This is a genomic window from Leptolyngbya sp. FACHB-321, assembly GCF_014695975.1.
Classification (GTDB): Bacteria; Cyanobacteriota; Cyanobacteriia; order Leptolyngbyales; family Leptolyngbyaceae; genus Stenomitos.
The window spans coordinates 193,521-206,551 of record NZ_JACJPI010000064.1; the positions used below are offsets into that span (position 1 = coordinate 193,521).

The 13,031-nt window shown below is 48.2% G+C and carries 10 protein-coding genes and 1 pseudogene; 2 read left to right on the forward strand and 9 right to left on the reverse strand.

The window, feature by feature from the left end; translation table 11 throughout:
* Positions 1 to 37: 37 nt before the first annotated feature.
* From H6F76_RS16465 to H6F76_RS16485, 5 genes are all read right to left on the reverse strand, one after another.
* Positions 38 to 2,743, reverse strand: a complete 2,706-nt coding sequence (locus H6F76_RS16465; RefSeq protein WP_190509853.1) for a glycosyltransferase — start codon at positions 2,741 to 2,743, stop codon at positions 38 to 40.
* A gap of 68 nt (positions 2,744 to 2,811) precedes the next feature.
* Positions 2,812 to 3,912, reverse strand: a complete 1,101-nt coding sequence (locus H6F76_RS16470; protein WP_190509855.1) for a glycosyltransferase family A protein — start codon at positions 3,910 to 3,912, stop codon at positions 2,812 to 2,814.
* Positions 3,905 to 4,990 (reverse strand): glycosyltransferase family 2 protein, encoded by a 1,086-nt coding sequence (locus tag H6F76_RS16475; protein ID WP_190509857.1) that lies wholly within the window; start codon positions 4,988 to 4,990, stop codon positions 3,905 to 3,907. Before H6F76_RS16475 ends, H6F76_RS16470 begins: the two co-directional genes overlap by 8 nt.
* A gap of 9 nt (positions 4,991 to 4,999) precedes the next feature.
* On the reverse strand, positions 5,000 to 6,457 hold the full coding sequence (locus H6F76_RS16480; RefSeq protein ID WP_190509859.1) for an FAD-dependent oxidoreductase: 1,458 nt from the start codon (positions 6,455 to 6,457) through the stop codon (positions 5,000 to 5,002).
* A gap of 388 nt (positions 6,458 to 6,845) precedes the next feature.
* Positions 6,846 to 7,004 carry a hypothetical protein gene (locus H6F76_RS16485; protein ID WP_190509861.1) on the reverse strand — a complete coding sequence of 53 codons (159 nt, stop codon included), beginning with the start codon at positions 7,002 to 7,004 and terminating at the stop codon, positions 6,846 to 6,848.
* Between the two features lie 65 nt (positions 7,005 to 7,069).
* On the opposite strand from H6F76_RS16485, the pseudogene H6F76_RS16490 reads away from it, so the two are divergent.
* Positions 7,070 to 7,376, forward strand: a pseudogene (locus H6F76_RS16490) (IS1 family transposase); the annotation flags it as partial.
* Positions 7,377 to 7,423: 47 nt separating this feature from the next.
* Here the strand turns inward: H6F76_RS16490 and H6F76_RS16495 are convergent.
* From H6F76_RS16495 to H6F76_RS16505, 3 genes are all read right to left on the reverse strand, one after another.
* Positions 7,424 to 7,633: a hypothetical protein gene (locus tag H6F76_RS16495; RefSeq protein WP_190509863.1), complete on the reverse strand. Its 210-nt coding sequence runs from the start codon at positions 7,631 to 7,633 to the stop codon at positions 7,424 to 7,426.
* A gap of 542 nt (positions 7,634 to 8,175) precedes the next feature.
* Complete coding sequence (locus H6F76_RS16500; protein ID WP_190449484.1) at positions 8,176 to 8,874, reverse strand: NAD-binding protein; 699 nt, start codon at positions 8,872 to 8,874, stop codon at positions 8,176 to 8,178.
* Positions 8,875 to 9,143: 269 nt separating this feature from the next.
* Positions 9,144 to 10,484, reverse strand: a complete 1,341-nt coding sequence (locus H6F76_RS16505) for a TrkH family potassium uptake protein (protein ID WP_190509865.1) — start codon at positions 10,482 to 10,484, stop codon at positions 9,144 to 9,146.
* A gap of 400 nt (positions 10,485 to 10,884) precedes the next feature.
* Here H6F76_RS16505 and H6F76_RS16510 point away from each other — a divergent pair, with 400 nt between their 5' ends.
* Complete coding sequence (locus H6F76_RS16510; protein ID WP_190509867.1) at positions 10,885 to 11,511, forward strand: DUF3611 family protein; 627 nt, start codon at positions 10,885 to 10,887, stop codon at positions 11,509 to 11,511.
* 6 nt (positions 11,512 to 11,517) lie between these two features.
* Here H6F76_RS16510 and dnaN read toward each other — a convergent pair whose 3' ends face one another.
* Positions 11,518 to 12,684, reverse strand: a complete 1,167-nt coding sequence (dnaN, locus tag H6F76_RS16515; RefSeq protein ID WP_190509869.1) for a DNA polymerase III subunit beta — start codon at positions 12,682 to 12,684, stop codon at positions 11,518 to 11,520.
* Positions 12,685 to 13,031: the final 347 nt, after the last annotated feature.

Genomic DNA, 13,031 nt, shown 5'->3' on the forward strand with positions numbered 1-13,031 from the left:
GTTCAATCAGCGTTATTTGGTTATGGTGCAGCAAGGGTTACCTCACAGGACTGCCAGCCAGCACTTGATCCTCAATTGTTATTTCTGAAGCAAGTCCAGTGTTAGACATAGTTTGTGAGACACGTTCTGAAACAGGTATGTAAGGACTGCTATACCCTTCGTTTTGAACGCGAACATGGGAGCGCCAAAGGGACCAAGGCCCTGCAAGATGTCCTCGAATTTCAAGCCATTGGAGGGGTAATGGATAATCTGTTAATCCCTTTAGGCGATCCCGGATCCGACCAACATGCCACTTGGGAATATCTATCGCTAGCATCGTCAGCACTCGAAAATCTCGCTCGCGCAGCAGAGTGGTAAGTTGGAATGAGACAATGCCCTTGCTATAGTTATAAATTTGTCGACGCAGAGCATCCATGGTGCGCCGATGCGTGTGCCAGGCTAATGCCGTCGGTTCATAAACAAGGGTTTGACCTGACTTAATAACTTTGTAGAAGCAGTAGGTATCTTCACCCACGCCTGAAGGCATTCCAGGGCCTAAGGGCTCATGTAACATACCAATTTCAGGTTGCTGGAAGATACTTGCTCGGAACGCTGCATTGGCGGTTGCTCCTAGTAGCCAGGCAGGTACTGCATGGGGCCAGCGCTGAAACCAGTCGCGGTTACCTTCAAAGCGATTAAATCCACGGCTGAGTCCTCCATCTCCATAGTTTTCAAATAACCATTGGGATTTTGTTTCTAGCTCGATGGGTAAAGTGTTTCCTGTAACAGCCATAACATCAGATCGGACAAAGGGCGCAACCAGTTTCTCGAGCCAGTCTGATGGTAGTGTCACATCATCATCAGTTGCGATGATGATATCTCCTGTACTTGCAGCAATGCCAGCATTGCGTGCATAAGCTAGTCCTTGACGGGATTCATTAACCAGCTTGACCCCTGTAAACTGAGCCACAATTGGCGGTGTGACACCAGATGCAGGATGATTGTCCACTACAATGATTTCGACTTTGCGTAGGGTTTCCTGTTGCAGAAGATAACGCAGACACTTGGGCAGGTCGTTGGGGCGATCGAAGGTGGCAACAACAACGGAGACCGACACCTCTGGTGGCAAAGTCAGATGTTTAGTGCTGAGGGTTACAACGTCTCGCGGGGGTGAGTACTCCTGATAGAGCTGATCGATTGCCAACGACCAGCGCACATCTCCTGATAGTTTCTTGTAGGGGTCAAGAAGTGTTAAACCTAGTGTGTGCACAATGGCATCTCGCAGGCGGGACTGACTGATAACCTGGCGGAGGTTTTGGATGTCAACTTGACCAATTGCTGCTCCCCGCCAGGTTAGAAAAACTCGTGTTCGCAAATAATCTGTCACATCAGTAATACTAGGCAGAGGTTGCGTTAGTTCAACTGCGCGAATGGCAATGCGATCGCGCTCATCCATAGTTAAGGAACGCATAGGTGTCTTTTCTGACACCTTGGGTAGTAATGGACCATATTCTTGCTCAATTTGGGCTGCAATTTTGCAGGCTTGTTGGTAACGTGTTAGCCCTACCAAGGAACCTTTAATTTCTCCACAGACAATATCAAGTGGGAGAGTAATAGTCCCTATAAAAGAGTTGAAAAATTTGCGAAAATGCCATTCACGAACTAACCACAATCCCCACTTCACCAAATCAAAGCGGGCGTTGGGATATTTTAGGAAATGACAAACTAGGTAAGAATAGGCACTACCGTTATTAGTGAGCTGGGTTTTAAGCTTTTCATACTCCCGTCGGTGACGGTGGCGGATCATGGCTCTTGGTTCGTAGACCAGACAATAACCTTCTCGCAGAACCCGAAAGAACATCTCAATGTCCCCACCACCATTGGTGACGGTACCTACATCAAGAGCTGGATCAAAATAACCAATTTTGTCAAATAAGCGTCGACGGAATGCCATGTTTGCGCCTGTACCATATCGTCCAGCATTCCACAACATTTCCCAGGAAAGCTTTTGTCCAGGTTCAACTTGGTACCAAATCCGCTCAAATCCGCGTCCAAATCCACCGTTTTCTTCAAATAGAACCTGTGCTTTCGTTTCAAGTTCGTAGGGAACGACTAACCCAGTCACAGCCATTACATCTGGGTCTTCTGCAAACACCTGAGCAAGTCTTTTCACCCAGTCTCTATCAACTATTACGTCGTCGTCTGTATAAGCGACAATTTCACCTTTGGCTTCTAACGCCGCACAGTTACGCGCCCAATCTAGCCCTGGTCGTGGTTCTCGGATATAACGCGCTTGGGGGTACTGAGACATTAGGTTTTTCGTTGACTCAGTTTTTGGGGCATTGTCAATGACCAAGATATCTAGATTGGGGTAGTCAAGTTTCAGAATTGCATCCAGACAAAGCTTGATGTCTTCAGGACGGTCACGCGTACATACTGCCACTGTCACGAGGGGTAACTCACCATCATATTCAGCAGGTGGCAGATTTATTAAATCCTCTAAACGCAAATCTTCGGGTCGATGAGATGATGCCAACCCATTCTTCAATAATTGACAGATAATTGCCCAGTTATGGTGCTCTAAAATTAGCTTACTCAGTGTTTCAGTTGTGCAGCGGCCTAACGTAATGGGTGCATTGACATAACCAAGAGGAACTCCATGCAAGCGCACTAAGCCCTTCAATCCCATATATCCATTTAATCCCTCAATGGTTGGAATTGGACGGCTAAGTTCAATATCAACAACTTTAATTGGATAAAGCATTTGCTAATGTCCTCTAATTAGATGCGTGATTAGGATTCATGGAGTCATGCGGTCGTGGAACAGTCGCTTTAAGACTCGGAGCAGGGTGAATAGGCAGACAACGGTTGCGGAGCCTGGGCAAGCTGAGAGATTATGTGATGAAACACATTGCCAACGAACAGTTTGAGGGCAATTGCACCCTTGCGTTGATAAATAGTCGCTAGGGAAACAGGTGCTCGATGAATCTGCGCAATTGCTTGCGGCTGAGACGATCTCAATCCCAGCAAACTCTGAATTAGTAGACGATAAAATCCAATGCGTATCCAAGGTGTGACCGGATCTGCTTGGATAACCTGCTTTAACCAGTACAAGGTGGTGCGGTAGTCTTGGCAGCGATGGCTTTGGTAGGCAAAGTAGCCATAAAGATTGCTGCTAGACAAGCGAAATAAGTAGGATGGAAACTCGGGTCGCTGCTGGCGCACGTTTTGCATAACCAGCGCGTGCGATCGAGCCATTTGAGTGTAATCACAGGACATGCTGATTGCCCGTTTGCGATATCCCACCAAAAACTCTGGCACTACACGAAATTCATAACGTGCTGCAATTCGCAGATATAAATCCCAGTCTTCGCAACCTTGAGCATTTTGCGATCGCAACGTCGGGTCATATCCGCCTACCTGCTCCAGACAACTGCGTCGCATGATGGAAGCACTAGCATTGCCCAAAAAGTTGTGACAGACCAACGTAGAGAAAACATTACCCTGAATTTCTGCTGCCCGGAAACTGCCCAGAAGGGCATCGGATTCGTCAATGTCTACAGACCAGGAATACACCAACCCTACAGAGTTACCTCCCTGCATCATGCACTGAACTTGCCGTTCAATGTTTTCGGGATACCAGATGTCATCCGCATCGATCGATGCAATAAACTCACCTAGTGCCTGAGCGATCGCCAAATTACGAGCGGCGGCAACTCCTGCATTTGCCTGATGCAATAATTTGACTCGATCGTCCTCTTGAGCAACCATAGCAACGATTTCTGGTGTTTGATCGGTAGAACCGTCATCTACAACCAACACTTCCAGATTGCGATAGGTCTGGGTCAGAACTGATCGCAACGTTCGCGCAATTGAAGCAGCAGCATTGTAAGCCGGAATAATCACCGATACCAGCGAAGTGTCATTAGGCATCACTGACCCCTACCAAGCGCTTCAAGGTTCGCCGGAAACGGAAGCGTCTCATACCCACGGGCTGCCACTGCTTTTGCGAGTGCATGATGGTTCCCAAACCAAAGGCAATTCCACTGTAGAAGTAGTACAGCCAATGCATGAAAACGGCTCTGCTGGCAAAAACGAGGCCACGTTTCTGCTGAAAAAACTGGTAGACATCGCGGTTGAGCCAGAGTAAGATTGCTGCCAACAGCCCCATCAACCAACCCATGTGCGGAACGTAAACAGTCAGCGGTAACAACACCAGCAAACTATAAACGGCTACTACACTCATCCGGTTAGACCCCTTAAGATTCAAATCATTTACGAATCCGTTGGGGTACTCCAGCAACAGTTGAGTCCAGGGAATGCCACGATCGAAAATATCAACCTTAATCAGGCTGCCTAACCGCCAGGCTTTGTGATGTTTGACCTGCACCTGTTTCGCCAGCTGGATTTTGCCACCCGCTTGCTGAATGCGATAGCCAAGGTGAATATCTTCAATGCTGGGGCGAGGATAGCGCCGCACATCAAAGCCACCCAGCTTCAGGAAGAGCGATCGCCGCACGGCTCCACAACCCGCCCAGAAGGTGGTTGCTTCTTCATAGCCTGTTTGGTGCACGTAGTGATGCATCAAATTTTTGAACTGAGCGACGAAGTTCTTTGCTTTGGGGGCGTCGTCGTAGGAGCCAAATACGGCGCTGATGTGCGATTGGCTCTGTAATACCTGGGCCAATTGGGCTAAGGTATCTGAGTGCACTTCACAGTCCGCGTCAACGAAGCAAAGGAATTCTCCTTGGGCGATCGCAGCACCCAAGTTGCGGGCTGCTCCTGGCCCCAAGCGACCATTCGTGTGGAGGAGATTTGCACCAAATTGTTGGGCGACGATCGCGGAGCTGTCGGTGGAACCGTCATCCACCACAATCAGTTCCCAATCCCGAAATTCTGATTGGTTAATGGCGTTTAGGCAATCTACAAACGCCTGGCCACCGTTATAAACAGGAATAACAATCGAGAGAAGTGGAAAAGAAGGGTCAGTAGATAGCGATCGTGGGTTCATTGAGTTCTCCTACATCCATCGTCCGGTCGCACTGGTTAAAGGCTGCACCTCAACTGCCGTCTCTGGAAACGTTTTTTCGATAAACCGGAATACATCTTCCACAACTCCATCACTATTCATGTAGTGGAATGAGCCGGTTCGACCAACTAGATGTAAGTTAGGCCACTGACTGAAATAGTTCTTGACTGCTTGCAGTTTTTCCTGATAGCCAATGCGGTAGACCGGATAGGCGTATGGAACGCGCAAAACCCAGCTTCTGTGAACGTCCGCCTTGTTAGTCCAACCAATTTGATCCATCTGCTCCACAACTTGGTTCAGAATCTCGTCATCGGTCATTTGCCAAACCGATTCACCGCGGCTCGCAAAAATCTCGATCGCCAACGAGGTGTAAGAACCATCGGGCACCATTTCGCTTGACCAATTCTTTGGCTCATGAGTGCGCCCAAACAATAGATTCTTGAGCGGAAAGTACGTCCAGCTATCTCGGCTGACTTGAGGCTTTTTGAGCGCGACAAATAAGCAGATAATGTCTCGATACTCCAGGTCGTACTGCTGCGAGATTTCCTGGCTGCCCCATTCGTCGGGAATTGATTCCAGTAAGGCATCGAGTGGAATCGTAGACACAACCTGATCGGCTCTCAGTGTTTGATGAGAGCCATCCTGATGTTGAATGGCTACCTCAAAGCCGTCGCTGGTGGGAGTGCAAGTCAGCACTGAAGTATTGGTATAGATTGTGCCGCCCAGGTCGAGAATCTCGCGCTCTAAGGCTTGAGGAATCATACCGAAGCCAGCACGGGGGTAGTAAAACTCAGAAATCGCGGTTGCTGGTGTTTCTTTAGCAGGAGCGATCGCCTGTTGCACCATTTTGCGAAAACTGGGAATGCTAATTCTCTGGGCAGCCCATGCAGCGGATAACTCATTACAAGGAATGCCCCAGACTTTTTCTGTGTACGGTTCAAAGAAGACTTTATAGAGCGCTTTGCCGTAACGTTTAATGACCCAGTCTTCAAAGGAAACTTCTGGACGCTGACGTTCAGTCACTTTTGATGCAAGATAACTCACTGCCATGTGAGCAGCTTTAAGAGGTGAGAACGTTGAGATTGCCTTGGCGATTTGAATCGGGTAGTCGACAAACTGGCCATTGAGATAGATATGGCTAGTACGAGGAACGGTCAGCAAATCCGACTTGAGCAAGTCTTTCAGCCAATTCACAACGGTTAGGTTATTGCTATGAAAGCGATGACCACCAATATCAAATCGGAACCCTTCTTTCTCAAAGGTACGTGCAAGCCCGCCTACCTGTGAGCCTTTTTCGATTAAGGTGACTGTGCATCCTTTCTTCAGCAACGCTTGTGCGGCTGTTAGCCCTGCAAGTCCACCCCCCAAAACAATGAAATGTTGTTTTGGGAAATCAGGTGATTGCACTATTGAACTAACCGTCGGTCTCGTATTCGCAACTGTTATCATTTAGCTCTATCTCCAAAGGGTGTTTCTCTTAACTGCTCCAATGCAAGGGAAAGTTGACTTGCGCAGTCAGCCGCGACGGTCTACTTGTAAGAAGCTGTGCCTTATTAATACTGAATCAAATCTAGATGACTTACCCCGCTCAGCAATCAGTGAGTAGCCTCAGTAAAAAAAACTTAGGGCGTATCCCTAGAGTTGGTTAATGTAACACTGTGGATTTACTAGAACACTCGTGTAACCTCCCACACTCAAAAGGGGATTTACTAGAGTAGCTACTCAAACTTTGTGAAAGCTATATATTGTTGTCAGTTTTATAAGTTTAATTTAAGTAAATCTGTGGACTTAGAGAAATCCAATAGACGTTGCGCAGTCTAGGTTTAATAAACCTCGTCTAAGTTGAAACCCGTAGTTTTTCTTCTTCTGGATCAAGGTGCTTTTTCACCCATAGGCAGTCCGCCAGAGCTAAGAATTGCGCATTAATCTCCTGCTGAAAGTGTTCCACTCGTTGACGTAACTGAGCTTTGTTGGCATAGCGGGCGTGATAAGTCATATCCTCGCGTAACCTATTACATATCAAGCATAGGGTCGAGTCGCGACAGTGACAAAGACGAGCTGGTCATAGGCAATCATAGCGCCCAGACATTCGCACCGTTATGGCATTTGGTCGGCCTCTGGCATTGCTACTTCTATGTGACTGACGGCAATCGGGTTTAGCCACTGTTTATCCCACACGAAGACTATCCATCTGGTCAGTAAGACTTACATGATGCGCGTAGAGGGCGAAAACATACGCTTAAGCCATGATCTTGCCCGACTGCATCGCAAAACCTTGTGCTATTCCAAGTCAGTAATCATGCTGGGGCACTCAGTCCGGTTGCTACTTCACCATCTAAAATTCTGGGATGTTCCGGTGCTTACCTGATTCATACTTGAATCCAGCAACGCCCTTTTTTGTGGCTTTCGCTTGGCTCATTGAGTCAAGCAAGAAATTGCGACCGTCTTGGTGAAGAGCGGCAGGCGCGCATGCTGGTCATTGTTGGGGTAGGCACAGAGCGCAGGATCAACTAGGCTTTGCCGCAATGCCTGCATGTCTTTGACGGTAATGAAGGAAAAATTTGGCTCGGCACACTGCCCTACCCCAATCAGAAGCGCATATCCGTAAACAAAGGTCTGAGCCATGACTTCATCTGGCTAGAGAAATTTATCTGGTTCCAAGATAGCTGTTCTCAATTCGTCTGTCTTAGGAATCGAATGATCTTTCTTTAAATCTTGTAATATTTGTTTACAGCACTTAATGAATTATTGGCACCTCCTTACTAAGGAGGACAAACGTCTTGCAGCATTCCCACTCTCTAAAAACTGATTGCGCTTATCTGCGAAAACCGATCCAAAAGCAAAAGTGCTCAAAACGCTGGTGGAGAGATCAACTTTTAAGGTAGGAAAATAACTGGGGTAAGTTTGAGGTAAATTTTTGAAGAAGTACCTGAGACCTTTGTCTTACAGCAATTAGCTAAAGTCTCCTAAGCGGTAGGTCGAGGGTTCGAATCCCGCCAGTCCCGTGCTTTTTAGCTATCCCTTGGGAGATTTCTAAGGGAAAATTTACCGTTGGTGAGGGGCGATCGCTGCCTAAGTCTTCGTCTTTAGCAGCGAACTTTGTTACTCCCTCTGCGTGTATTTTGTTTGTTAGAAATCTCCTTCAGTCGACCATCGCGCAAGGCAGCTTAAAGCGGTAGTCGATCAATATTTTTGTTGCAGCCAATCACGACCATAGCCGATCCCGTATGCAACGTTGTGTTGGGATTAGGGTTAATCTCAAACTTGTCGTCCTGGCTCACGGCAAGCAGGTTTAAACCATAGTGAGAGCGAAGCTTAAGTTCAGCGATCGTTTTGCCATTAAAAGATTCAGGCACCAAGATCTCAACAATACTGTTGTCTGGGTCAAGTTCAAAGCGTTCTAAAATGCTGGGACGAGTAAGGGCACGGGCTAAAGAACAGCCCATCTCATGTTCTGGGAAAACGACATGATCTGCCCCAACCTTTTTCAGCAGTTTTTCGTGAATTTGAGAGGAGGCTTTTGCAACGACATGAGCGACTCCAGCTTCTTTAAGATTGAGTGTAGTAATCACACTTTCTTCGACATAGTTGCCGATCGCCACAATCACCGTATCAATTTCGCAAATGCCAGCCTCCTGAAGGGCAGCCGGATCGGTAGAATCTAACTGTACAGCCTGTACTGCAATGCGATCGGTCAGCGCTTGGGCAACGCGCTTTTCATCCGCATCAACACCCATTACCTCGTAACCCAAATTGTGCAACGTATGACAAACGGCTCGTCCAAAGCGCCCTAAGCCAATTACCGCATAGTGCTTGCTTTGATCAGGTTGCAAGCTACGAAAAAAACTCAAGAATGTCAGGTTCACAGGCGAACTCCGAGCGGTTAGCTCCAAATTTTGTGTATATGCTCAGGCGCAGTACTTTTTGGCAGAAGTGATCGGATGTAGCGACTGAGTCGAACGCTACACTAATGGCAATCGATCGCAGCTTGTCTCAGTTTGCATCGACAGGCTTTGTTCACGTAGTCAGTGGTATCCATCACCAAGACTCAACCAAGAAGTAGCAACTCAGATTCTCTAGCCTATCAAGAAGCGTAACGATGCACCGCTTTTGGAGGATCGGGTTTCACAACGAGTTAACCCACCAGTAAATTTTCTTCTGGATACCGTACCACGCTAGGGCTAGGGTCGCCAAGAATTGCGCCCATCAGGAGCAAAACGCCAACCCGACCGATGTACATCGTTACTATGATCATTAACTTACCAAACGTCGAAAGACCGGCGGTGATGCCCGTTGAAAGACCAACCGTGGCAAAAGCCGAGACGACCTCCAACAAAATGCTAATAAAGTTGATCTCTGGATCGGACAGGGCAACGAGTGTCGTCATCACAATGACGGTGACCAGCGAGCCAACCGCTACACCCACGGCTTTGAGAATGAGTGAGAAGGGAATCTGCCGCTCATAAAGCGATACGTCTTCCTTGCCTTGCAAGATTGCTTTTGTACAGCTGGTTAGCACTCGTAGCGTGGTGGTTTTGATGCCGCCTGCGGTGCCACCAGGGCTGCCGCCAATCAGCATCAGGGCGATCATGATAAACAAGCCTGCCGTGGTCATTTTACTAATATCGATCGTGTTGAAGCCAGCGGTTCGAGGCGTGACCGCTTGAAACCAGGCTGCTAACACCTGCGTACCAAAAGGCATGGAGCCAAGTGTGTTGGGATTGCGTAGTTCGACCAGAAAAAGGGCAAGTGTACCAGCGACTAACAAGATTACTGTAGTGCTCACCGCAACCTTGAAATTGAGGGAGAATACGAGCCGCCCGGGTCGTCGCAGCAGGCGATCGCGCAGCCATGTATACATCTCAAAAATTGCCTCGTACCCAATCCCACCAAAAATAATTAGCCCAGAAATGACTAGATTCAACAACGGCGATGCTTGATAACCGATGAGATTGTCTGCAAACAAACTGAAGCCGGCATTGTTCCAAGCGGTAATACTGTGAAACGTTGCCAGCCACAGCGCTCGCTGCAAACCATGCGTTGGTGTAAACACAATCAGCAGCAAAAAAATGCCAGTGATTTCAAAGAGCATTGTGGTCGCAATGATAGAGCGGATGACCTGCGCTGCGCCTCGCAACTCACTGCGATCGAGGGCTTGCTGCACAGCAATTTTGTCTCGTAGTCCAAACTTGCGCCCCACCAACAGCAGCAGAAACGTTGTTGCCGTCATGTAGCCCAACCCGCCTATCTGGACCAGCGCCAAGAGCACAACTTGCCCAAAAGGTGAGAAATACGTACCTGTATCTACTACTATGTGCCCCGTCACGCAAGCGGCAGAGGTTGAGGTGAACAACGCTACCAGTAGATGATCCCAACTCCAACCGCCTTGACTAATGGATAATGGCAGCGCTAACAAAAGGGTGCCAAGTGCGGTGATAGCGATAAAGCCTAGGCAAATTGTGCGAGAAACGGTCATTTAAGTAGTTAACCGATAGTGAAGTGAAAGAAAAGCCACCCTGCCTGCCTGTAACAAACTAATCGCTATCTAAGGCTAAGCGAAGCAAGAACTTAAGCATCCTTTGAGCTGTGTGCGATCTTACAGCTTTCGATCGTCTTTTCTCTAGAGTTGCCGCTAGATGGTTGCATAAGAGTGCGATCGAGCGATGCCATAGTCTGAACGACTTCCTCTCAAAGGCTCAAGCGTATCGATCCGAGGAGAGAGGCGAGAGCAAGAACCTTGTTAGAGTACCCGCTTTTCATGCAGCATCTCTTTCAGAGGAGACACGCATTTAATTAGCCTCATTTGTACACTGATAGCTAAAGTAACGCAGTCATTTGGTGAGCGAGTGACTGCAACCAAATTGCCTGAGGACACTATGCAAACCAGTAGCGAAAGAACATCTTCAACTGCCAAGTTTGAGCAGATTGCAACTGTTTTACAGATTGCTGGCTGGGCTAGCTTACTTGTCCAGGCTGGGCTAGCTGCTGTTTCTGGTGTGCTGTTACTGCTAGCTGTTTCAGGGCGGAGTTTTAATCAGGCGATCGGAACTACGACGGGCGTTCCTGGAGTTGGCGTTGCCACCACCCAAAGCGCCACTCCAAGCATAGGCATTGGTATTTTTTGGGCAGTTTGCGGTGCGTTAGTTTTGCTGTTTGGGGTCTATCTTGCCTTTCGGCTCATGCGTTTCGGTAAGCGACTTCGCAATCCTAGCCCTGCGATTCATCCTCAACGAGCTAAGGTGATGCACGTGTTATGGCTAGGAGTCGTTACAGGGCTAATCGGTATGCTGCTAATGCTTTTAGGCACAGGAGCGACGATCGGAGTGCTGTTGTCTAAGTCAATTGCCCAGCCGCAAGGAGTTGCCATTTATGACCCTAATCGCATTATTCGATCGCTGGATGTCTTTGTAGCCGCTGCCAATACAACAGGAGTGACAGCTCATTTTGCTGGGACAGTCGCTTCGTTAAGCGTGTTTAACTGGCTACACCGTCCTTCAGATTAGAAACCTTCAGGATCGTACTTGTACGGGCATCACAAGATAAGTCATCTTAATGCTGCCGAGGGGAGTGACGATCGCCGGACTTGTTGCCGTATTCAACTGGATTTGGATTTCGGTGGTGGCGATCGTCTTCAAGCCATCCATCAGATATTTCACGTTAAACGCTACATCCAGGTCATCGCCTGTAATCTGTGCGGGAATTGTTTCTTTGCCGCTACCCACATCCTGAGCATCAACCGATAGCGAAAGTAGTTGGCTGGTGCTATCTAGAGTCAGTTTGACAATATTGTTTTTCTGGTCTGCCAGCACGGCAATACGTTCCAGGGCACTCAACAACAAGCGTCGTTCAGCGGTAATCTGGCGCGAAAACTGACGTGGCACTAGTTGACGATAGTTGGGGTATTGCCCTTCGAGCAGGCGGCTAGTGAGGCGCTGATCGGTCCATTCAAAGACAACCTGGCTCTGGTCAAAATGAACGGCAACATCACTACCCGTTTGCCGTTCGAGCATTTTGGTTAACTCTTGCAGTGCCTTAGCTGGAATCGTCACATCTAGCGCTTTTTCAGCTTCATTCGCAGTACCGCCAGCCTCAGATGCCTCTGCATTCATGGTTTGCACCACAGTGAGGCGATGTCCGTCCGTGGCGGCAAACTCCAAACCATCGGGCTGCATGGTCAGGTGTACACCCGTCAGCACTTGTTTAGTTTCATCACTGCTGGCAGAAAATAAAGAACTCCGCAACCCTTCGAGCAGGTTTTCAATCGAGAGGTACGCTACTTGTCCTGCTTCCACAACGGGCAGTTCAGGAAAATCCTCAGCACCCATGCCGCGCATCTGGTAGCGCCCTGAGGCGCAGGTCAACGTCGTGAGAAAGTTTGCTTCAGCAGTTTCCCCCGTCCCATTCTCTAGCGTGATATCGCCATCGGGTAAGCGGGAGACAATATCCGTCAAAAGCTTGGCAGGTAAGGTCAGTGTTCCACCCGTAATCACATCTGCAGGAAAGCTAGTTTGGATGCCGAGACTGAGATCAAACGCACTGAGTCTGATTTGCTGCAACTCTTGGTCAGCAACCAGAAGAATATTCGCCAGAATAGGATGACTTGGGCGCGACGAGACGGCACGGCTTACCAGCGTGAGATTGGTGCTAAAGCTGTTTTGAGAGCAAACCAGTTTCATGGGAATGTGACCTTTGCGTTGAGAGGGCGGCTGTGTAGCTGGGCAGAGCGGTGGCTGTGGTGAGAACTGGTGCTGAACTAGCAAACGGAACGCTATCTGTAGCGGTTGAGAGCGTTGTCTGCGTATGTTAGCACCCTTGTTTTGAACAATCCAGCCTGTTTTTTTAGCATTTTTGCGCTTAATTTCTACAATCCGGACTTAAGTAATTCTTATTTAAACAGTAGTAGTAGAGCCTGTGGAAAATGTGGAGAAGCCTCTAAAATGCGACTGGTCGATTCTTTGAGCCAGCTTTAAACCTGTGGAAAACCTGTGGAAAACTTACCGATCTTTGCACAGAGTATTTATAC